This is a genomic window from Acinetobacter wanghuae, from assembly GCF_009557235.1.
GTDB lineage: Bacteria > Pseudomonadota > Gammaproteobacteria > Pseudomonadales > Moraxellaceae > Acinetobacter > Acinetobacter wanghuae.
Genome location: NZ_CP045650.1, coordinates 1,736,502 through 1,758,679, shown reverse-complemented (window position 1 = coordinate 1,758,679; position 22,178 = coordinate 1,736,502). Strand labels below are relative to the sequence as shown.

At 39.3% G+C, this 22,178-nt stretch carries 23 protein-coding genes and 1 pseudogene; 11 read left to right on the top strand and 13 right to left on the bottom strand.

Going from position 1 to position 22,178, the window contains the following annotated elements; genetic code table 11:
• Positions 1-60: 60 nt before the first annotated feature.
• The gene (gene gap, locus GFH30_RS08260) at positions 61-1,089 is read left to right on the top strand and encodes a type I glyceraldehyde-3-phosphate dehydrogenase (RefSeq protein ID WP_153371778.1); all 1,029 of its coding nucleotides are present in this window, start codon (positions 61-63) and stop codon (positions 1,087-1,089) included.
• A 12-nt stretch (positions 1,090-1,101) separates the two neighbouring features.
• On the opposite strand, the gene GFH30_RS08255 is transcribed toward gap, so the two are convergent.
• Positions 1,102-1,971: an IS982 family transposase gene (locus GFH30_RS08255; RefSeq protein WP_153371777.1), complete on the bottom strand. Its 870-nt coding sequence runs from the start codon at positions 1,969-1,971 to the stop codon at positions 1,102-1,104.
• Positions 1,972-2,233: 262 nt separating this feature from the next.
• Between GFH30_RS08255 and GFH30_RS08250 the strand changes: the two genes are divergently transcribed.
• Positions 2,234-2,536, top strand: coding sequence for a hypothetical protein (locus GFH30_RS08250; protein WP_153371776.1), 303 nt, complete (start codon positions 2,234-2,236; stop codon positions 2,534-2,536).
• A gap of 74 nt (positions 2,537-2,610) precedes the next feature.
• Here the strand turns inward: GFH30_RS08250 and GFH30_RS08245 are convergent, their stop codons facing one another.
• Together GFH30_RS08245 and GFH30_RS08240 are read right to left on the bottom strand one after the other, a co-directional pair.
• A complete protein-coding gene (locus GFH30_RS08245; protein WP_153371775.1) occupies positions 2,611-2,910 on the bottom strand; it encodes an AzlD family protein in 300 nt (99 codons plus the stop codon).
• Entirely contained in the window at positions 2,907-3,656 is a 750-nt protein-coding gene (locus tag GFH30_RS08240; RefSeq protein ID WP_153371774.1) for an AzlC family ABC transporter permease, read from the bottom strand. The genes GFH30_RS08245 and GFH30_RS08240 overlap by 4 nt, the downstream gene beginning before the upstream one ends.
• 145 nt (positions 3,657-3,801) lie before the next feature.
• Here GFH30_RS08240 and GFH30_RS08235 point away from each other — a divergent pair, with 145 nt between their 5' ends.
• Positions 3,802-4,257, top strand: a complete 456-nt coding sequence (locus GFH30_RS08235) for an Lrp/AsnC family transcriptional regulator (RefSeq protein WP_153371773.1) — start codon at positions 3,802-3,804, stop codon at positions 4,255-4,257.
• A 63-nt stretch (positions 4,258-4,320) separates the two neighbouring features.
• Here GFH30_RS08235 and GFH30_RS08230 read toward each other — a convergent pair whose 3' ends face one another.
• Complete coding sequence (locus GFH30_RS08230) at positions 4,321-4,650, bottom strand: hypothetical protein (RefSeq protein ID WP_153371772.1); 330 nt, start codon at positions 4,648-4,650, stop codon at positions 4,321-4,323.
• On the bottom strand, positions 4,634-4,996 hold the full coding sequence (locus tag GFH30_RS08225) for a hypothetical protein (protein WP_153371771.1): 363 nt from the start codon (positions 4,994-4,996) through the stop codon (positions 4,634-4,636). Before GFH30_RS08225 ends, GFH30_RS08230 begins: the two co-directional genes overlap by 17 nt.
• A 259-nt stretch (positions 4,997-5,255) precedes the next feature.
• Here GFH30_RS08225 and GFH30_RS08220 point away from each other — a divergent pair, with 259 nt between their 5' ends.
• From GFH30_RS08220 to GFH30_RS08200, 5 genes are all read left to right on the top strand, one after another.
• Complete coding sequence (locus tag GFH30_RS08220; protein ID WP_153371770.1) at positions 5,256-6,422, top strand: ATP phosphoribosyltransferase regulatory subunit; 1,167 nt, start codon at positions 5,256-5,258, stop codon at positions 6,420-6,422.
• A 71-nt stretch (positions 6,423-6,493) separates the two neighbouring features.
• A complete protein-coding gene (locus GFH30_RS08215) occupies positions 6,494-7,813 on the top strand; it encodes an adenylosuccinate synthase (protein ID WP_153371769.1) in 1,320 nt (439 codons plus the stop codon).
• Between the two features lie 149 nt (positions 7,814-7,962).
• A complete protein-coding gene (locus GFH30_RS08210; protein ID WP_153371768.1) occupies positions 7,963-8,742 on the top strand; it encodes a M48 family metallopeptidase in 780 nt (259 codons plus the stop codon).
• Between the two features lie 100 nt (positions 8,743-8,842).
• Positions 8,843-9,151 carry a hypothetical protein gene (locus GFH30_RS08205; protein ID WP_153371767.1) on the top strand — a complete coding sequence of 103 codons (309 nt, stop codon included), beginning with the start codon at positions 8,843-8,845 and terminating at the stop codon, positions 9,149-9,151.
• 111 nt (positions 9,152-9,262) lie between these two features.
• A complete protein-coding gene (locus GFH30_RS08200; RefSeq protein WP_153371766.1) occupies positions 9,263-10,033 on the top strand; it encodes a M48 family metallopeptidase in 771 nt (256 codons plus the stop codon).
• 45 nt (positions 10,034-10,078) lie between these two features.
• On the opposite strand, the gene GFH30_RS08195 is transcribed toward GFH30_RS08200, so the two are convergent.
• The 4 genes from GFH30_RS08195 to GFH30_RS08180 all read right to left on the bottom strand — a co-directional run bounded on the left by GFH30_RS08195 (position 10,079) and on the right by GFH30_RS08180 (position 14,566).
• The gene (locus GFH30_RS08195; protein ID WP_153371765.1) at positions 10,079-11,095 is read right to left on the bottom strand and encodes a hypothetical protein; all 1,017 of its coding nucleotides are present in this window, start codon (positions 11,093-11,095) and stop codon (positions 10,079-10,081) included.
• Between the two features lie 65 nt (positions 11,096-11,160).
• Positions 11,161-11,643 (bottom strand): FKBP-type peptidyl-prolyl cis-trans isomerase, encoded by a 483-nt coding sequence (locus GFH30_RS08190; RefSeq protein WP_153371764.1) that lies wholly within the window; start codon positions 11,641-11,643, stop codon positions 11,161-11,163.
• A 137-nt stretch (positions 11,644-11,780) separates the two neighbouring features.
• The gene (locus tag GFH30_RS08185) at positions 11,781-13,067 is read right to left on the bottom strand and encodes an NAD(P)/FAD-dependent oxidoreductase (RefSeq protein ID WP_153371763.1); all 1,287 of its coding nucleotides are present in this window, start codon (positions 13,065-13,067) and stop codon (positions 11,781-11,783) included.
• Positions 13,068-13,252: 185 nt separating this feature from the next.
• Entirely contained in the window at positions 13,253-14,566 is a 1,314-nt protein-coding gene (locus GFH30_RS08180) for a D-alanyl-D-alanine carboxypeptidase family protein (protein WP_153371762.1), read from the bottom strand.
• A 174-nt stretch (positions 14,567-14,740) separates the two neighbouring features.
• Here GFH30_RS08180 and GFH30_RS08175 point away from each other — a divergent pair, with 174 nt between their 5' ends.
• Positions 14,741-16,444, top strand: a complete 1,704-nt coding sequence (locus GFH30_RS08175; protein ID WP_153371761.1) for a M61 family metallopeptidase — start codon at positions 14,741-14,743, stop codon at positions 16,442-16,444.
• A 101-nt stretch (positions 16,445-16,545) separates the two neighbouring features.
• Here GFH30_RS08175 and GFH30_RS08170 read toward each other — a convergent pair whose 3' ends face one another.
• The 3 genes from GFH30_RS08170 to GFH30_RS08160 form a co-directional block, all read right to left on the bottom strand.
• Positions 16,546-17,781, bottom strand: a complete 1,236-nt coding sequence (locus GFH30_RS08170; RefSeq protein ID WP_153371760.1) for a DNA/RNA non-specific endonuclease — start codon at positions 17,779-17,781, stop codon at positions 16,546-16,548.
• Positions 17,782-17,912: 131 nt separating this feature from the next.
• On the bottom strand, positions 17,913-18,311 hold the full coding sequence (gene uraH / locus GFH30_RS08165; RefSeq protein ID WP_153371759.1) for a hydroxyisourate hydrolase: 399 nt from the start codon (positions 18,309-18,311) through the stop codon (positions 17,913-17,915).
• 124 nt (positions 18,312-18,435) lie between these two features.
• Positions 18,436-19,227, bottom strand: a complete 792-nt coding sequence (locus GFH30_RS08160; protein ID WP_153371758.1) for an rRNA large subunit pseudouridine synthase E — start codon at positions 19,225-19,227, stop codon at positions 18,436-18,438.
• Between the two features lie 520 nt (positions 19,228-19,747).
• Between GFH30_RS08160 and GFH30_RS13500 the strand changes: the two genes are divergently transcribed.
• Positions 19,748-19,879 carry a hypothetical protein gene (locus tag GFH30_RS13500; protein WP_264766833.1) on the top strand — a complete coding sequence of 44 codons (132 nt, stop codon included), beginning with the start codon at positions 19,748-19,750 and terminating at the stop codon, positions 19,877-19,879.
• Between the two features lie 156 nt (positions 19,880-20,035).
• Positions 20,036-20,596 carry a M23 family metallopeptidase gene (locus GFH30_RS08155; RefSeq protein WP_153371757.1) on the top strand — a complete coding sequence of 187 codons (561 nt, stop codon included), beginning with the start codon at positions 20,036-20,038 and terminating at the stop codon, positions 20,594-20,596.
• 51 nt (positions 20,597-20,647) lie between these two features.
• On the opposite strand, the pseudogene GFH30_RS08150 reads toward GFH30_RS08155, so the two are convergent.
• A pseudogene (locus tag GFH30_RS08150) lies at positions 20,648-22,081 on the bottom strand (pyridoxal phosphate-dependent aminotransferase).
• Positions 22,082-22,178 lie beyond the last annotated feature (97 nt).

Genomic DNA, 22,178 nt, shown 5'->3' with positions numbered 1-22,178 from the left:
CTGCATAAATCTATTAACATAGGGCATTCAAAGTTTTAAGTCGCAATTTAAGGAATGTCGATGCAACGTATCGCTATTAATGGTTTTGGACGAATCGGACGCAATGTATTACGTGCATGGTTTGAAAATCCAAAAGATTTTAATTTTGAAATTGTTGCGATTAATGATGTTGCCGATGTTGAAACCTTATTGCATCTGTTTAAGTATGACAGCACGCACGGTCGCTTTCCCGGGCAGGTCGATCTCAGCTATGAACTGGATCATGTCTATATGCATGTCAGTTATCTGGATGCCAAGCTGAAAGTTGAAGTCCTCTGTGAAGCCAATCCGTCCAATATGCCGTGGGATGCATTAAAAGTCGATGTCGTCTTAGAATGCACGGGTTTGTTCCGTTCACGTAGTGCAGCAACGCAACATATTAACGCGGGTGCGAAACGCGTGATCATCGGTGCTGCACCGTTTGATACGGTTGATGCTGCAATTGTTTATGGTGTAAACCATCAGGAAGTAAAAGAAACCGATCAAATTATTTCAAGTGTGTCATGTACCACGCAAGCCTTAGTACCATTGGTGAAAATCATTGATGATGCCTTTGGAATTGAATCGGCATTGATGACCGAGATTCATGCAGTGACAGCCGATCAATCGGTGCTTGATCATGCGCATCGTGATTTAAGACGGGCACGTGCATCTGGGCAAAATATTATTCCAACGACATCCTCGGCACTCGGTGCATTAAAACGTGTCATGCCTAAAATGGAAGGGCGAATTGATGGTTATTCGATTCGTGTACCGACCATTAACGTGGCTGCCATTGATTTAACCTTTATTTCGCAATCCACAATTACTGATCATCAGCTGAATGAAATTTTGATGAACGCTGCACATAGCAATTATAAAGAAATCATGTCAGTGACCGATGAGCCTTTGGTTTCCTCAGATTTCAATCATTCGCCTTACTCTTTAATTGTCGATTTAAGCCAAACCATGGTGGTCGGCAAGCAAGCCAAGGTCTTTGCGTGGTATGACAATGAATGGGGGTATGCAAATCGTCTTTTGGACTTATGTCACTCTTTTAAAACTATTTAATCCGAATCCTGTTTAAGCCGATGACTCCATAATTTGAATTGTTGGCTTATTTTTATGGATCAGTTGATATGCACACAAGGACGCGTAAATCCCTCCTAGAAATCCATGAACACTACGTGCTTTGCTTGTCACTAAATTGTACTGACCTTTCAATAAACTGAATAAAGTCTCTATCTTATTACGCTGTTTTAAGTGATATTTATCTGACTCAGAAAGTTGTGTAGCCTGCATATTTTTTCGATGATAGGTAATTAAATCAATGCCTTGCTCTTTTAATCTAATCTTCAGTTCTTGACTAATATAGCCACGATCTCCATACAACTTTGCTTCCACCTCTTTAACGAGTCTCTCAACCATTTTTATGTCAGCAACATGTCCATTCGATAAAGCAGAACAAGCAATTTCACCAAATTGGTTCATTGCAATGTGCAATTTACAGCCATAAAACCAGCCCATTGAACTTTTACCACGAGATGCAATTTTAGCTAAAGATTTATGGCGTTGAATACGTTGATTTTTACAAACTGGCAGAGTTGTTGAATCAATCCATAAATATTGTGTACCTTGGTCTTTCATCAGCACCACATGTAAAGCGTGTAGAGCCAATTGGTGCATATTGATCAGATGAATCATCCTTTGATAGCAAGGCAAATACTTAAATAAATGGTTTTTATCTTCTTTTAACCAAATGAAAAATGCTTTGAAATTATTGAAATGAGAACATTTGTACCAAATAACGATAAAACAGATTTCTGAAATGGTTAAATGAGCAGTTCTGATTCTTAAGGAACGATTACTTTGCTTAAGAAAATTCCAGTAGGTTGCTTCAAATTTAAGAAAGAAATCATCAATTAAGCAAAATAATTCGGTACTATTAAACATCGGGACTAGAGTTTTAAGTTTTGTGTGGTAACTCAACTGATGGCTCTAGTCCTTCTATTTTTCAAGTTAATTTCTTATCCGCGATTCGGGTTATTTAACAAGATATCGCTATATCCAGATGAAGATATCTTGAGATATGAAAGCTTGGTATCCAATGCAATGTTTCTTATAGGCATCGGAAATGCATTTGCATGTTTTTCACTTTATTGTGTTGGGCTTTCAGGTAAGATGTTGGCATAAATAAGAAAAGAGTAAAGTAATTATGCTTATTGTGATGTGGGGATTCATCTTTTTATTAGCAGCTGCTGTGATTTTTCTGATTTGGTTGCAGTTTAAAGGTGAGGGTGAACAGTTTGATACCATCAAAATTCAGCAGCTTGAAAAAAATGTACTGAATCTTGAGGAAAACTTAAAAAAGACCTTAGAAATTATGCAAGATTTAGCTAAAAAAATGCATGTTCAGCAAGAAGTGTTGGATCAAACTACGCAGAAGTTGCAACAAGTCGAATTACAAAATGCAGAGCTTGTAGCGTTGATTGCACAAGCGGTAGATGGAAAAAAGTAATTTAATTTTATGAAAAAGAAAAGGCATAATCATCATGCCTTTCTTTTTTAGCTTTTTTAGCTTTTTTAGCTTTTTTAGACCAAGACCCATCTTAAAATCGCGGCTGATGCCATGCTGATTGCAACAGTCGGCAGTAAGCCGAAGCGACTTGCGGCAAATAATGTCAATGCCAGTGCAATCAGATCCGCAGGATTATCATGTACAAAATAGGGCGCGATTACGGAAATTAACACACAGCCGGGAACGACTTCCAAAATTTGACGTTGTCGTGTCGTCAGCGTTTTATTTTTTAGTAAGATATAGCCCAAAATTCGAGTTAAATAGGTGGTCGCTGCGATACATAAAATCGCAATGAAGGTGCTCATTTCAATCATGCGTCATGTTCCTGAATGAAGAAAAAAGCAGATGCAATACCAGAGAGCGCGCCAATCGGCACATACCAACCTGCGGGCAAATACAGATATGCTAATGCAGCGCAAACCAAGCTCACTAACCAAGGACGCGCCGCGGCAAAGCCTTTCCACATACTTTTGAGTAACACCAAAAACACCGCAGGAAATGCCATATCAAAGCCAAAGCGGTTGATATCCCCAAGTACCGGACCAATGACTGCACCCAAGCTAGTGAAGCCGACCCACATCACATATAAGCAAAAACATAAACCTGCATAATAGTGCATGCTAAATGCTGCACGCGCACCCAGTCGTGCATGTTTTTGTTGTGCATCTCTAAGCCCTAATGCCCAACTTTCATCGACCATAAAAAAGAGGGCAGGAAAAACTTTACGATTCGGTAAGTGTTTTAAATAAGGCACGAGACTTGCACCCATCAGCAGATGACGACTATTTACTAAAAAAGTCACAAACATCAGCATGAGTAAATGTGGCGGATTTGACCACACTTCTAAAATGGCAAATTCAGAGCCACCGGCAAAATTTAAACTCGTTAACAACGGTACTTCGAGCAGATTGAAATTTTTCTGCATCGCAGTTGCGCCTAAGACCAAGGCAAAGGGAATAATCCCGAGCAACATCGGGATAGAATCTTTCATGCCACGCTGAAATTCAGCGAGATCACGATGCGCTACATGAAGGGCGGGGCGAGACTTAAACAAAAGCATGATAAACGACGATGCATAGATAAGCAGAATGCATATTTTATGGTGCAAAGTGCGCTATTTTCTGTTGTTATTGCTCTTTTTAGGCAAATAGTTAATATAAAATTGCTCAATATAATAAATATTGGATATTAAATAGCGAGGGTTTATGGATCATCTAGATCGACGAATTTTGCATGAATTACAACAGCATGGAAAATTACAAAATAATGAACTTGCACAGCGAGTGGGTTTGTCCGCATCACCGTGCTTGCGTCGTGTGAAGCAGCTTGAAGATGATGGTGTCATTGAAAAATATGTCGCACTGCTGAATCCACAAAAAGTCAATTTAGCGCTGACGGTATTTGCTCGAGTTTGGCTAAAGTCACAAGAAGCCGCGGTGGTAGATCAATTCGTTGATGCGATTCAAGATATGTCTGAAGTGGTGGAATGTCAGCTCATGGCAGGGGATTGTGATTTCTTTTTAAGAATTGTTGTGGCAGACCTTGATGCTTATCGTAAGTTTCAAATTCATCATTTAACGCAAATACCATGTATTCAAAGCGTCAAAACTGAGATTCCGTTACAAACAGTGAAAAGCACCACCGCTTTACCTTTATATTAAGAAAACAGATAGATTGAAAACCTTACTGTGCTTGAATCTATCTGTTTTAAATACACTTTGAGCTTAGAATTGTGCTGCTTCAGTATTTCGTTTCTCGATTTTTTGCTGCTGTTGTCGTGTGTTAAAGGTTTTCATAAATGCCGCTGTTTGGTAATCAATATTCAAATCAAAACTCATATGTGGTGCATTGATTTCAATATGGTCGCCAGTAGGCGTCACATATTCAGCATATTGATCACCAACAAAAGGTTCTTGATTACTGACACGTTTATAACCGCGCTTTTCAATATAACTTTTGAATTTTTTGAAGCTTTCATTACCCATTTTATCGCGGTGATCAATGTGCACAAGAACCGCTTGTAAAGCATCATCGCTGTTAAAAATATAAGTCACTTTTTTTTAAATCATCGATGCCATAGCCATTACCATTGGTTGCAATCATTTTGCCTTGACTGTAGCTGTTCGTGCCTAAATCATCCCAGCCTGCCAAAGTGCGTGTTACGGATTCATAAGTCGAGTCGCCGAGTTTAAAACCAAGAACGGCGGTACCTGTTTTCATAGTGTCATCTTCAGGCCAGACTTTAGGCATGTCTACTTTTTCTTCCTGAACTGCTTGTGGGCTAGGGTTGTGGTCTTTGTTGGTATTTTGCGCTGATGCATTACTACTCGGCTGATTGCATCCATAAACGAATAAAATACTCAGCAAGCAAAGTGATTTAAGGGGGAATTTGATCTGCATTTTTTTGACCATTTGGTTAAAATTAACTACTTGAAATTGAAAAATATAGTATGACTAATTCGAGTTTTGTTTAAATTTAAATCGCTATTTTTTTCGTAAAAATTGAGCATTGATTTGATGCTGAATTATTCAACCGTCCAAAATTATAAAATTTGCCATGCACAGCCAAAACTATCGTGCTAAACTAGGAGAAATCGGGTGTGTTCCCGATTTTTTTATGCGGATATGTTCCGCGCTGACAAGAATTTAGGTTTACAACATGCCCATTTCAGAGACATGGTTATTACCTGATGGTGTAGCTGATGTATTACCAGAACAAGCGCAAGTCATTGAGTCTTTGCGCCGTAAGTCACTGGATTTCCTCGCATCTCGAGGTTATCAGTTGGTGTACACGCCATTCATTGAATACATTGAATCTCTATCTTCTCTTTCAGAATCGAATCAAGATTTAGACTTAGCCACTTTCAAAGTGATTGATCAGTTATCTGGTCGTTTACTTGGTGTGCGTGCCGATATGACACCGCAAGTGGCACGTATCGATGCGCATGTACATCCAGTTGAAGGTGTCGCTCGTTATTGCTATGCGGGCACGGTTTTACATACTAAACCTCAAGGTTTCAATACCACGCGCGCACCTTTACAGTTAGGTGCAGAATTATTTGGTTCAGACAGCATTGATGCCGATGTTGAATTGATTGATCTGATGATTAGTCTGATTCAGGACGCAGGTTTAGCTGAGGGTATTCATCTTGATTTAGGTCATGTGGGTATGTTCCGTAGTCTGGTTGCTCAAGCAGGTTTGAGCAAAGCGGCTGAAAACCAACTGTCAGATTTATACCAACGTAAAGCGCTGCCTGAGTTACAAGAATTCACAGCAACACTGAACTTTGGTCAAGATTTCTATACGCTAGGTCGTTATGCTAGTGATTTGGATGCATTAAAAGCACATTTAAGCGCAGAGGTTCAAAATAATCCTGCATTTAAACAAGCATTTGAAGCGGTACAAAGCACTCAAAACGCGATCCAAGCACGCTGGCCTGATTTACATATTGGTATTGATGTCGTTGAATTACGTTCATACCATTATCATACAGGTCTGATGTACGCTGTATACGCACCAAACCGTGCTGCGCCGTTGGCACAGGGTGGGCGTTATGACGGTATTGGTGAGCACTTTGGTCGTGCACGTCCTGCAACGGGTTTCTCTTTTGACCTTTACGCTTTAAGCGCAGGTAAATTTGAAACCCTACAAACGGTGGTTGCACCGAAAGGTACAGCGGCAGACTTAGTTGCTGCGATTGCAACTGCACGTTCGCAAGGTTTAAGCGTAATTCAATTGCTTGGCAATGATAATTTTAGTTCCGTTCCGCATGCAACCCACCAGTTGGTGAATGTTGGCGGTGAGTGGACAGTAACAACGATTTAAATTGCTTGGCTCGGTCTTCATCTTACCGGGCGAGGCTTTCAACTTTAACAGCATGATGTAATGAGGCTATTATGGGCAATAATGTTGTGGTACTTGGTACCCAATGGGGCGACGAAGGTAAAGGTAAAATCGTTGACCTGCTCACAGATCAAGCGGCTGCGGTCGTTCGTTATCAAGGCGGACACAACGCGGGCCACACTCTCGTGGTTGGTGGTAAGAAAACTGTATTACACCTCATTCCATCTGGTATTTTACGTGAAAACGTACTGTGCTTAATTGGTAACGGTGTGGTTCTTTCACCTGAAGCTTTAATTCACGAAATGGATGTTTTGGAAAAAGAAGGCGTGCCTGTACGTGAACGTCTACGTATTTCTCCAAACTGTCCATTGATTTTGCCGCACCACATTGCGCTTGACCAAGCACGTGAGAAAAAACGTGGTAACGCGAAAATTGGTACAACAGGTCGTGGTATCGGTCCTGCTTACGAAGATAAAGTAGCGCGTCGTGCAATCCGTGTTGCGGATCTTGTACGTGGTGGTGAACATCTTAAAGCACAGCTTGAAGAGCTTCTTGAATACCATAACTTCCAATTGACTCAATTCTTCGGTGTTGAAGCCGTTAAAGTTGATGATGTGATCGCTTTGTGTGATGAATGGCGTAAAGTGATTGAACCAATGGTGATGGATGTAACTGGCGAGCTTCATACATATCGTAAAGCTGGCAAAAAAATCATGTTTGAAGGCGCGCAAGGTTCACTTCTTGACGTTGACCATGGTACATACCCGTATGTAACATCTTCAAACACGACTGCTGGTGGCGTAAGCTCAGGTTCAGGTCTTGGTCCTTTGCACCTTGACTATGTATTGGGTATCACTAAAGCATACACAACACGTGTCGGTTCAGGTCCATTCCCAACTGAATTGGTCTATGACGCTGCAAACGATGTAGGTGATGCGATTGGTAAACACCTTGGTACTGTCGGTTCTGAGTTTGGTGCGTCTACTGGTCGTCAACGTCGTTGTGGTTGGTTCGATGCTGAAATTCTACGTCGTTCAGTAGAAGTAAACTCACTTTCTGGTATTTGCTTAACTAAACTTGACGTTCTTGACGGTTTAGAAGAAGTAAAAATCTGTGTAGGTTATGAAGCTGCAGATTCAGGTTGTATCGGTTCTTCTGATGCGCTTGCATTCGAAACTTTAAAACCAATCTATGAAACAATGCCAGGTTGGTCTGAGTCTACTTTCGGTGCGAAATCACTTGACCAATTGCCAGAAGCGGCAATTAACTATGTGAAACGCATTGAGCAATTGATTGAATGTCCAATCGACATTATTTCAACTGGTCCAGATCGTGACGAAACAATCGTTCTACGTCATCCATTTGATGCTTAATTTTTTGCATTAAATTGATCGAAAAAAGCCTCGCTCTATGCGAGGCTTTTTTATGCCTAAATATAACATTTGGTAAATTTATGCTATTGATATAACTTTTTATTTTGTTATATTGCGTTTTTTATTTAAATAATAGGGTGGATCGGGGTATGTATAAGAAAATAGCGATGACAGCAGGATTTGCGTTGAGTTTGTCAGGATGTGCAACCATTGCGGAATTTTCAGGGGCAGATACGGCATCATTAAATATGAGTGCTACGCAAACCTACAATCAAATGTTAAATGAAGCGAAAACCAAAAAAGTATTAGATACAACATCTGCCACCTATAAAAAAGTCAATCGCGTATTTTTAAAAATGAAAAATCACGCCGATGAACTCAATCAAACAGGGCATAAATTTGAATGGCAAGTGGCGGTATTAAAATCCAATGAAATTAACGCCTACGTTGCACCGGGCGGCAAAGTAGTGTTCTATACGGGTATAGTAGAAACCTTAAAATTGACTGACGATGAAGTGGCTGCGATCATGGGGCATGAAATGGTTCATGCTTTAGAAGAGCATTCTAAAAGCAAAATTGGTTCACAAATGATTACCGATTTAGCGGTGAATGTAGGGAAGCAATATGCGGGTGCATCATTAGGCGGCTACGGTGCCTTAGCAATTGATATGGGTAGTAAATTTGGGGTTGGATTGCCGTATTCGCGTAATTTAGAAAGCCGTGCTGATAAAGGCGGTTTAATGCTGATGGCAAAAGCAGGTTATAACCCTGAAGCGGCTGTCACCTTATGGAAAAAAATGAATGCGAATGATTCACGTGGTAATAATGCCATTGTGAAATTTATGTCAACGCATCCGAGTAATAATGATCGTATTGCCGCATTGCAAGCTATGATGCCTGAAGCTAAAAAATTATACCAAGCGCGTTAATAGCTGAATGGCTCACGACTAAAGTTGCACAACACAGCACTATGCAATTGCATGGTGCTTGTTAGAATAAAAACAATATAAAAGATCAAGAGCCTGCAGGATGCAGAAAAATATTTCAGGAACGATGTTCTACTCCTTACTCTTTGCAATGGGTGGCGCGCCTACCATTGCGATGTTGATCATTCGTGCCCAAACCCAAAATCCTGACCTGATTTATCATGCCTTAGTCGGTTTAAGCGTCGCGGTTGCTTGTGTACTAGTCCCTTTAATTCTCATTCAAAATGCCATTTTATTTGTAAAACGAAATAGCATCACGCTTGAACAAAAAATAGAACCTGTGGCTCATTTTTATTTGGTACTGAATATTCTGTGCTTGCTTTATTGGTTATTGATTCAATTCATGGCTTAAATTTACATAAATAATAACAAGATGCAGCGATTAAGCATGTATAGATGCTTGCTTTTTAATTTATAATTTAGTGAATTGATATGCCTAAAAACTTGGGCGGAGAAATAGATAATGAACAATAAATTGATGTTATGTATGGCGACTGCCGCTACAGTGACCCTATCAGGATGTACCACCATTGCAGATATTGCAGGTGCAGATACCGCAACTTTAAACAATGTCGCTGCACAGGGCTTTAATAAAACCGTACAGGAAGCAAGTAGTAATAAAACCTTAGATACTTCATCTGCGACGTATCAGCGTGTTAATGCAGTATTTAACAAGCTACGCCCCTATGCCGATCAGATGAACCAAACAGGTACTAAATTTGCGTGGCAGCTGGCTGTATTGAAGTCAGATCAAGTGAATGCTTATGTTGCACCAGGCGGTAAAGTGGTTGTATATACAGGTATTGTCAATAAACTCAACCTCACCGATGCAGAAATTGCAGCAGTGATGGGACATGAAATGGTACATGCCCTTGAAGAACACTCAAAACAAAAAGTGGGTGCGCAGGCGTTAACGGATCTTGCGATTGGTATTGGCTTAAGTGCGGCAGGTGCGGGTCAAGGTGCAACAGCGGCAGCACAATTGGGTAGTCAAATCGGTATTGGTCTGCCTTACTCACGTAATCTTGAGAGCCGTGCCGATCAAGGCGGTTTAATGCTTATGGCGCGTGCAGGTTATAACCCACAAGCGGCGATTACCTTATGGGAAAAAATGAATAAATTGTCAGGTTCAGGTGGTTCATCGTTCTTGTCGACGCATCCATCAAATAGCCAACGTATTGAAGCCATGCGTAAAAACTTACCTGCTGCTCAAGCGATTTATAATCAACGTTAATCAGCGTGATGTTTTGAAATAGAGCAGGGCAAATGTCCTGCTTTTTTATTTGCATTGAGGTGAGTTTGAAGAGAGTGGAAAACTTGCTAAAAATTGTGCCTCTTTGGTGAGTTTTTTTTGTTTTTTCAATTGCTTTTGATAAACAGTGAAAATTGTACAATTGAATTCCGTACGTCTTTGATCGGCTTCTTTCCAATTGTACTTTGGCCATTGGTATTGTTCGGAAGTTTGATAAGAAGCTGCAGATAAGTCGACCAAAAAATTTCTTACAAAACGCGTGCCATACCATACATGATCTTTAAAAATCGGGCTGCCATCGATATAGGTTTTAAGTTGTAGTTGTTTTGGAACGTTAAGTACGTCATTCGGCTGAATATAAAAATAACGTCGCCATAATGGGTTGTAGCTTGCTTTAAAAATTTCTTGTTCAAGTGCCTTGACGTTTTGTGGTAATGCTTTTAAGTTTTTGGTTTGTTGATTGATATCAATTCTAAGCGCACGCTCAGACCAATTGGCTAAGCTTTCTAAATACCAACTATTTTTAAATTGGCTATAGCCGTATTGATATAAATGAAATAATTCATGAGTGACTGTGGTCCAATAATTGCCCGGAAAATCTGTTAAACGATTAGAAATATTGATTACCAAGGAGCAAGGCATAGGTGTTTGAGTTGATACAGATGGATGGCGGCTTACTACCTCATAAGCAACACCATTGCCTTTCATATCTTTAATAAAAACCGCAATGGCTTGAGCTTTATTTTTATAACGAGGCGAATGTAAAGGATGTTGTAACTTTGCGACTTCAAACATGTCTCGGCTTGCTTGTGCTTGACGTGCAACATCTTCAACATAGTCTGGAATATTGTTTTTGTTTATGTCCTGCTGCGGGACTCGGTCTTTAGAGTTAGTGCGATTGGTATAGTAAATATAAAACTCATCTGCCTGATAGACTTGATTAAACTGTTGGGTCCATGCAGGAGACGATACGCGACAATCGGCAATGAGTAGGGGGCTAAAAAGACAAGTGGCAGAGGCAATTATGACGTTTGTTATTTTCATTGTTATTCTCCATAAAAAAGGCAAAGTTTTCACTTTGCCTTTTTTGCACTTCAGATCAAATGATCTTAGTGGTGGTGACCACCTGCACCGTGTACGTGACCGTGATCTAATTCTTCTTGAGAAGCAGAGCGAACGTCAACGATTTCAACGTCAAAAGTTAAGTCTTGACCAGCAAGTGGGAAGTTAGCATCAACGATGATGTTGTCGCCTTCAACTGATTTAACCGTTACGATTTGAACGCCGTCATCAGTTTGTGCTTGGAATTGCATACCAGCAACAATGTTATCTACGCCTTGGAACATTTGCGCAGGCACTTCTTGAACAAGTTCAGGGTTGTATTCGCCATAACCTTCAGCAGCAGGAACAGTTACAGTAAATTTATCGCCTGTTGTTTTGCCAAGCAATGCATTTTCAAGGCCAGGGATGATATTGCCTGCACCGTGCAAGTACACAAGTGGTTCACCTTGAGATTTGTCTAGAGTTTCGCCCTCTGCGTTAGTCAACGTGTAGTGGAAAGAAACCACAAGGTCATTTGCAATAGCAGTCATGATATTGATCCATTCAAATTTTTTAAAGGGTACATCATAAAGTGAAATTCAATTTTTGTAGACTAAAATTAGCAAAAAAAATCAATTTTGATCAGTTTAATGACGTTTTTTTTTTAATAAGGTCTAATTTTAAAATTTCAATGCAATTTTATTTTGGGTGATATTTTTCTGGTCACAAAATCTTTTGCAGTCAAAATTCCGGCTTGGGTATAACCATGAATGGTAGCTTGATGCAAACGATAGAGTGAGACATACATTGATTTTGCTACAAAGCCCTGAACATTGACCTGACCGAGTAATTCGCCTACCGCTTTATGCTGACTTAATGACACCAAAGAGCCTTTGTCTGAAAATTTAAACATCGGTAAATAAGATTCTTGATTGATGCGAGCTTTAAGCGCACCCACTAAGAAACTTGCTTGTTGGCTTGCCACTTGCGCACGTGGTGCAAGTACAGGTTCATCAGCGACAGGTTGGCAATGGGCGCAATCACCAAAAGCATAAATATTCGGATCTGAAATACTTTGCAAAGTCGCGAATACTTTTAATCGGTGAATATTATCTTTTTCTAAGCCTTCAAGTTGTGCCATCACTTCAGGTGCTTTAATACCCGCAGCCCAAACTTTAATTTCAGCATCTAAGCTTGAACCATCGGCAAAATAGACTTTGTCTTCATCGACTTTGGCAACACGATGCTCAGTCAATACTTCAATACCAAATTGCGCTAACTGCTTCATGGTGTGATCCACCGTTTTTTGTGTTAAAGCGGGCAGAATACGAGGGGCAGCTTCAATTAAGGTGATTTTAACTTTTTTCGGATCAATTTTATTTAAACCATATTTAAAGAAATTTTGTTTGGCTTGAACCAATTCTGCCGCCAGCTCCACTCCAGTTGCACCTGCACCCACAATGGCGATTTTAAGTTCACGCGTAGAACTTTCACGCTGAGCATTGAGATAAAAATGCAGTAAATCTTGTTGGAAAATATCGGCCTGTTCTCGGCTGTCTAAGAAGTGACAGAAATCTTTGACACCTTCAGTGTTAAAGTCATTCGAAGTCGAACCGATTGCGAGTACAAGCGTGTCATAGTCAATATAAGCCGTTTTTTTCGGTTGGCTTTTTTTAGAAAAATATTGCGTTTCAACAACCGCTTGTTTTGCAAGTCGATCAAGCTGGGTAAATGTACCGAGTACAAATTCGTAATGATGGGCGGCAGCGTGGGCGAGATAATTGGTTTCTTCTTCGGCAGGGTTCAGTGTACCAGCAGCAATTTCATGCAGTAGCGGTTTCCAAATATGGGTGAGCTTTTGATCAATGAGCGTGATTTTGGCTTTACCGCTTTTGCCTAAGGTATCGCCCAGTTGCGTTGCGAGTTCTAAACCACCTGCACCACCACCAATAATTACAATTTTATGTGCTGTCATCTGTTGTTAACCTGTTTATTTTTTTAATGAAATCGAAGTTAAGACATACTATGGCATCACAATAAATGGGTCTTGAATAGAATTGTTGTACAGTTTACAAAACGTAGCAATTTTCTAAACTGAATGTTTCAGAGATAAAAAAACTGGAAGGGTTGAGCTTCCAGTTTTTTAAATGCAATGTAGGCTTAATGTTGAATCGGATAGATTTTGACATCCGGTGTTGCTTCAGAGAATAAGCCAAATAAGCTTTTGACCCATGTGCTAAAGCGTTGCCATAAACCCGCTTCTTCAATGTCCACACGATCTTCAATCGCGATCGTACGAATCAGTTCATCATTTTGATAAACATTTACCGTTGCCAATTGCATGACTTGTGCCAGCGGTGCAGTAAGGGCTTTTTCTTGTACTTCGACTTTTACACGTGTTTGCGTTTCATGCAAAGGTTCAATGCTTTGCATCACACCGTTGCCTACATCAAGCATGATGCGTTGAGTTGTAACATCAAACTCATTTAAGTCAATCATGTAGCTTTGGTCATACAGCGAGGTGGTCATGATTTCAGGTTGTTTACTTTTAACTTTAAACATTTTTAAGGTGGATTGAATCACAGGTAATTCAGCCAATAGTTGCTTATCTTTGAGCACGATTTCATTATGTGTATAGGTATAAGCGAGGTTCATCAGCTTATAAGCAACCTCAGCGCGTTTAGCGGCACTTTTTGCCCCAAGCACCACCACAATTAAACGACGATTTGGAACGTCTAGACTCTCTGTTATACGGTTTGCTGTTGCCGCTAAATTATAACCCGCAGCCTTGGTGAAACCTGTCTTTAAACCATCGACGGTTGGATCGAGTTGTAGTAGGCGATTGGTAGCATGGTGGAAACGATTGTTATAGCTAAAACTTTGTTGTTTTGAATAATATAAATAATCAGGCACTTCTTTGACCAAGGCTTGTCCTAACTTGGCTAAATCGGCAGAAGTCGAATAATGCTCTGGCATGGTAATGCCGGCTGGATTTTGGAAATGTGTATTGCTCATCCCTAAGGCTTTGGCTTCTTTATTCATACGCGCAATAAAATTCGGAATATTGCCTGAAATTTTTTCGGCTAAAGTGACTGCGGCATCGTTAGCAGACATCACAATTAAACCTGCCAATAACTGATCAACCGAAATTTGTTCACCTGCTTTTAAATACATCTGTGATTCATCCCACATCACGGTTTGTACCACCGGTGTTGCAGTCAAAATCTCATTTTTATCTAGCTTATCCGCTTTAATTTCTTTGAGCGCAATATATGCCACCATCATTTTGGTCAACGATGCAGGTGAACGCTGTACATTGGCATTGTGATCGGCAATGACTTGACCCGTTTGCGTGTCTAAAATAGACCATGCTTCAGCTTCAACACTTGCAGGGTTAATATTGAGCAGAGCAGCGTTTGACATTGCAGAAATCAGTAAGCTGAAAACGGCAATTAGTGCGGTGATGTATTTCAAGAGGGTTCCTTATAGACCAGTCCATTGGTCAAAGATAAAATTTTTGGCATGCTATGCCTTTTTGAGCAGGTTGACTAGTCTTGATTGCTGACAATTAAGACAGTTCCGCATTGTAATCGTAAAAAATGTTAAGCTAAGTTATACCTTACTAATTTTTATTTTATATCGTCTATTATGTTGCATTATCAAATCGAATTTGACGATTATCGTCAGCATCTCATTCACGTGACTGTTCGCTTTTTGGCAGACCCGACACAAGTGCTGTCGTTGCCAACATGGATTCCCGGCAGCTATTTAATTCGTGAGTTTTCTAAACATATTGAAGCTGTGCGAGCTTACGATGAAGATGGTCGCCAGCTGAAAATTCAGAAGTTTGATAAAAACCATTGGCGTCTATTTAATACCGATCATGAGCTGATTACCGTCGAATATGATGTATATGCGTATGATTTGTCTGTACGTGGTGCATATGTCGATGAAACCCGGTTGTATGTGAATCCTGCTTGTGTCTGTTTGGGCTTAGATGGTCAAGAACATAAAGAGATTGAGCTTGAATTATTCTTGCCAGATGAGTTGAAGCATTTCCAACTTGCAACAGGCATGGCATCAAAAAGCTTGGTTAAAGGGCGTTATACGCTCAAAGCTGCAAATTATGCCGAACTCATTGATGCGCCATTTGAATTGGCGGAGCAAACCCGCTTTACTTTTGAAGCGAATGGCATTGCGCATGAGTTTGTGGTGTCGGGTAAACATCAAATGAATGCTGCGCGCATGCAACAAGACATTGAAAAGATCTGTGCAACTGAAATTTCAATGTTTGGTTCAGCACCATTTAAAAACTATACTTTTATGACCATGGCAACTGGCAATAGCTATGGGGGATTAGAACATCCAAATTCAACCAGTTTGATTTCACCGCGTGATGATTTGCCTAAGGCGAATGAGCCTGTTGAACCGTCAAAAGATTATCAACGTTTCTTAGGTTTATGCAGTCACGAATATTTCCATTCTTGGTTAGTGAAATTTATTCGTCCGGAAAACTTTGCTAATTATGATTTAAACCGCGAAGGCTACACATCTTTGCTGTGGATCTTTGAAGGCTTTACTTCGTATTACGACGATTTAATTTTGCTGCGTAGTGGCGTGATTAATCAAGACTCATATATCAGCTTGCTCAAAGCGCAAATTGATCGTTATTTGCAAAATCCAGGGCGTTTTGTACAAAGCGTGTCTGAATCAAGTTTTGATGCTTGGGTGAAGTTCTATCGCCAAGATGAAAACTCAAATAATGCAGGTACAAGCTACTACAATAAAGGTTGTTTAGTGGCGCTTTGCTTAGACTTAGGTTTGCGTTTACGTGGCTCTAGCCTTGATGCTTTAATGCGCCGTTTGTATGAAAACGCGCAAAATGGCATTCAAGTGAATGAACGAACCATTTATGAGTTGTGCAAAGAACTGACAGGTGATGATTGGTCGGAGCAAATTAATCATTTGATTAATACCACCGATGAGCTTCCGCTCGATCAATTGTTCCCTGAGTTTGGTTTGAGCTATACGCTTAAAAATGACAAGTCATTGCCTTTGGGGGTAAAACTGGTTGATAAACCTGAAGGTGTGTTGATTCAGTCAGCACGTCGTGATGGTGCTGCTGCGAAAGCAGGTCTGTCTGCGAATGATGTGATTATTGCGATTGATGGTTTAAAAGCAACCACGAAACTTGTTGAGAAATACTCAAAACAAGAAGGCACATATACTGTTTATGCCTTCCGTCGTGATGAGTTTATGCAATTTGAGGTTCAAGCCAATGGTGTTGTATTGCCTGAAGTTGAATTGAAAGTTGAAGATCAAGCGAAAGCAGAGAAGTGGTTTAACGCTTAATTTGCATAAGCAATAAAAACCATGTAAAACCCATACTTAGGTATGGGTTTTACTAATCTTTTTATTAAATGATTTTCGATCTGTATGTATCAAACCTATTATTAGTCTATATCTATTTCGTAGATAAGTTCATTGTTTTTATCAAAACAACTCAAGTTGTAAACTCCATACGGAAATCCTAAAGTTCTTCTATTTCCAATTTCTTTACAAGATTCGATTGGAATGATTTTTTTAGTAATAAGCGTTCTACATTTTTCAGGATTACAAATTATGTTTTCACCTTCTAGGCATTCCATATGATTACAGGGGCCTTCATAGTCATCGCTTAAACTATAATTATTTTTATATAAATTTTCTTCCTCTTCACAATATTTCCCATAACACACAATATTTTTTCCAAAAAAATTTCTATTTTTTTGGAGTTCTTGAGTGGAAATATTCTTAGAGCAATCTATATCATTATCAATCTTTAATATTTTTTGAAGATCTTTTATATCTATATAATTACTTGTAGGTAGATTATAAACTTTTTTCTTATCTATTAGTTTTAATGTTGGGAATAAATTTATACTTGTAATTTCCTCCAAATAACAAAGACTAACAACTTTGACTATTTGTTGCGCATCATTGCTAATATAATATGCACTATTTAATCCGATGGTAGGTATATATATAGCTTTGAATAAATGGTCTGGTATAAGTATATTATTCTTTAAATATTTAACCTCAGATTTGCTATAAATACTTCCGGTGATAATATAGATATCTAAATCATTTTTTAAAGCAATGTCTCTTATGATTTGTTCTAAATTATATATCTTAGATGGATTGTAAGCTGGGCTAATATTAGCTAAGGAGTGGCTTTCATAGTTTGAAAATTCATTTGACATTTCAACATAAGGTGATAGTTGCCACGGTTTGTAAATATAATTTATATCATTTTCATCATATTTTTCTTCAATAGGTTGATATCTAATTGGTATTCTTCTTTCGTGGTGGAAATCAATTTTTTCTTTCGGACTTGAAAGTATTTTTTTTGTATTCAAGTGTTGACTAGTCCATAATGGTGTTTTTGTTATGCCTGAATACATTACATTATAGTCTGTAAAACATAAGGGATATGTATACTTTCTATGTGGTTTTGAGTGGGTATAAGGTGGTGTGTTTTTATAGAAATTTTTTTCACAATTTTTATTATAAGTTATTTCGGTATTATCTATTATTTCTACATTATATTTTGAGGAACTTTCATCTTTAAATACTTTGAAATCTGTTGTGTCTGAAAAATAGAAAATCAGAAAAATTACAAGTATATACAACGTTAACTCTAATTTCATAATTATTTTTCGATTAATCTTTAATTATAAAGATTTTATTGTAAAAAAAATTAAAACTCTATGTGTTAATAAATATTTTTGTTACATACTTATCTTGGAATATTAAGAGGAAGAATTTAAGCTTTAGAAGATCAATTCCCCCGATAGGTTGAATACCCATAAGCACTTAACAATAACGGAATATGATAATGTTCCAAGCGACCATCCACGACAAAAATAACCGGCACTTCTGGGAAGAACGTCTTTTTATTATTTTTCTTAAACCAATCCGCTGTTTTAAAAGTGACTTTATACACGCCTTTTTGTAGCTTGGTGTCTTTCGGGTAAAACTCAGGAATACGACCCTCTTTATTGGTCTTAGCTTCATTTAACTTCACCCAAGTATCGCCATTTTGAGCTTCTAAAATCACAGACATATTGGTCGCAGGCACACCTTTATCTTGATTTAAAACGTGCACACTTAAAGGATTATTGGCAAAGCAAATAGTGGAAACAAGAGAGAGACCCAAAACAAGGCTAAATTGACGCATAACAAATCGACCTAATAGTGTCATTAGAATGGATGCATTTGATTTTAATGATCAATAAAGCGTGATTCTATTTATCTTATGTGAAAAAAAGGGCGCATATGCACCCTTATTGTAACGCGAGCAATTAACCTCGACCACGTCCGCGACCGCGAGGCGCTTTGGTGTTCGGACGCGTTGTACCATTGGTACGGCGTTTCGGTTTTTCGCTTTCATCCATTTGCCAAATACGTTTGGTGCCTGAAGTTTTCTTCACAGAACCATCTTTATTCTTACGAACCATTGGCTTACCGCCTGTACCACCCGGTTTTTTCACATATGAGCGTGAACGGTATGGTTCTTCGGCAGGTACATTTTGGAAGTCTGGATAAAGCAGTGGCTCGATTTCTTTGGTTTCACCCGGTTTTAATTCCATACGAACAAGGTCGATATCACCAATTTTAGTACGAATTAAACGTAGTGTTGGGAAGCCTACCGCAGAAGTCATACGACGTACTTGACGGTTACGACCTTCACAGATTGAAATCTCAATCCAAGATGTCGGTACAGAGGCACGGAAGCGAACTGGTGGATTACGTTCCCATAACCATTCAGGCTCAGACACTTTTTCAGCACGAGCAGGCAGGGTTAAGCCATCTTTTAATTCAATGCCTTTACGCAGTTGCTCAAGCGCTTCTTCAGTGACATCACCTTCAACTTGCACCATATAAGTTTTAAACTTTTTGTTGGCAGGGTTGGTGATATATTGGTTCAGACCACCGTGATCGGTGAGGAAAACAAGACCTTCTGAGTCCATGTCCAAACGACCTGCAAGACGCATCGTTTTATCATCGATGAAATCAGCCATCGTTTGATGCTTTTCGTCAGCACGGAATTGGGAGAGGACGTCATAGGGTTTGTTTAGAATGACGATTTTCATAGGAAAAGACTTCTATAATTACAAAAATTTGGAAACAGTAAAGATTTGTTCAATAGGGAAATGTCATGATTTCCCATCAAAATCTAAAAAAGAGCGAATTTATATAAGGGTATTATGCGTGAAGACAAGTTGAAAGTGTTACTTATCGGGAAATTTTTTTATTGCTGTAAGATACGACTCAATTGTTTTCATACACATATCCAAATGTCTAAAATTCTAATTCGCCAGAATGACACCATTATATCGTACTTGATGCAAGCCATAGGCGTTGAATCTCGCGTTTCACCATTCCGATATTGAGCTGATGATATTACTTAAATGGCTATTCTTGAAAGTGCTTGTAAGTTTTGTAATGTTGCTCAAATTTGCCCTTCACAAAATGAATCATTTAGACCCGTTGTCATTACATTGACGTATTTAGATACAGCTCAGCGCTTGGCAAATTGTACAAGCGGGCTAGAGTAGTGATGCTACACGAAAACACGATTGTGGCACTTAAACCTTAGGATAGGAGTCATGTATGGCGAAGTCACAAGCAAAGTCAAAACAAGTACAGCAAAAGGATAAGCAGGAGTCAGCACAAACTGAAGATCAACAACAGCAACAACAACCTCAGAAAAAACAACCGGCACGCGCAAAGAAAGCGAAATGATGAATCTCTTACATAAACAATAAAACCCTCATATGAGGGTTTTATTGTTTTAAGGGCATGATCCCATCACCAAAATCCAACACGATCCTGCATTTAATGTGTGCATTAACCACTATGATCACAACACAGTGATCACGTCCTTTATAAATTGAACACATGATAAAACAACAAATAGCACTATCTCTTAAAGTCATCTTTGTAGTATTGCTTGGCATCGGTTTAAGCGCATGTCAGCCGCCTGTATCTGGGCAGCCTGCTTCTTGGAAAACCCCATTCTTATATTGGCAGCTTAAAAATGAACAATTGGTTCGACCCTTACATTTTCCTGTGCAGGGTGTCACCATTCAACAGACCACAGATACATGGGGTGCAGCAAGAAGTAACAATCGTCAACATCAAGGCATTGATATTTTTGCCAAGCGCGGTACGCCTGTTGAAAGCGCAACGCATGGTTTAGTACGAAAAATAGAGATTAATAACTTGGGTGGGCGTGTGGTTTGGGTGACAGGACCCAATTTAAGCCAACATTATTATGCGCATTTGGATGAATATGCAGATGATATTCAAGTTGGGGATTGGGTTGAACCAGGGCAAGTCATCGGCTTTGTAGGTAATTCTGGTAATGCCAAAACCACACCACCACATTTACACTATGGGATTTATTTAAAAGGACAAGGTACAGTGAATCCTTATCCCTATTTAAAAGATAAGCCATAAAAAAACCGCACATCAAGTGCGGTTTTTTTGAATTATGCGCTCAGCAAGACATTAGCGCATTTTGGCAAAGAAGCGACCTAAACGGGTAATCGCTTCACGTAATTCATTTTCGGCAGGCAAGAACACCACACGGAAATGATCGGGTGTTGGCCAGTTAAAACCTGTTCCTTGAACCAATAACACTTTTTCCGCGCGAAGCAAATCAAGCATGAGTTTTTCATCATCTTGAATTGGGTAGACATTTGGGTCGAGTTTCGGGAAGCAATACATTGCGCCCTCAGGTTTTACACAAGATACGCCCGGAATTTCATTCAGCATTTCCCAAGCGATATTACGCTGCTCGTATAAACGACCACCCGGACGAGTTAAATCGTTAATCGACTGATAGCCGCCGAGCGCAGTTTGAATCGCATATTGTGCCTGATGATTGGCACATAAACGCATCGACGCAAGCATATCTAAGCCTTCGATATAATCCGTTGCACGTGAGCGATCACCCGTAATTGCCATCCAACCTGAACGATAACCAGCGATACGATATGCTTTAGATAAGCCATTAAACGATACACAAAGTTGGTCGCCAGCAAGCGCAGCAACAGAAACGTGTTCAATGCCGTCATAGACAATCTTGTCGTAGATTTCATCTGCAAACAGAATCAAATCATATTTTTTAGCAAGATCGACAATTTGCTGAAGCACATGGCGTGGATAGACCGAACCTGTTTTGGGTTGTTTGGGTTAATAATCACGATGCCGCGGGTGTTTGCTGTAATTTTACTTTCCATATCCGCAATATCGGGATACCAGTGGTTTTCATCATCACATTTATAGTGAATTGCTGTACCACCAGAAAGATTTACAGCAGCAGTCCATAATGGATAATCTGGCATTGGAATTAGCATTTCATCGCCATCATCCAATAAGCCTTGCATCGCCATCACAATTTAGTTCAGAAACCCCATTACCGACATACACGTCATTGACGTGCATATTGAGAATGCCTTTTTGTTGGTAATACTGACAAATGGCTTTACGCGCAGGGAAAATTCCTTTTGAGTCGGTATAACCAATCGCATTCGGTAGGTTTAATGCCACATCGTTAATAATTTCTTGCGGTGCTTCAAAGCCAAATGGCGCAGGGTTACCAATATTCAGCTTAATAATTTTGTGACCTGCTTCTTCCATCTCGTTGGCCGCGCGTAACACAGGTCCACGGATGTCGTAGCAAACATGCTCGAGCTTAGACGATTTTTTTATTTCGCGTGGTTTTTGGATAGTGTTCGGCATGTTAATGTTCTCGGAAAGAGTGGAGGTCACTTTTGCATAACGATATAAATAACTTTTAAATGTCTCAGTTGTTACTAAATCAAGATGATGCTCGTCTCGAAGTAAAGCAACAATTTTTTCATGTGTAAATCCGGCCTGCTGATATTTTTTAATCACAGGAAGCAAATTTTTAAAAACAACGCTCTTTTTCTGCGACATTTTTTAATCCTGAGCAAGAATAGCGCTAAGAATATCACTAAGTTTGCTCACACAAAAGTATTTAATTTGAAAATTGCTCACTTTATTAAATATTTTT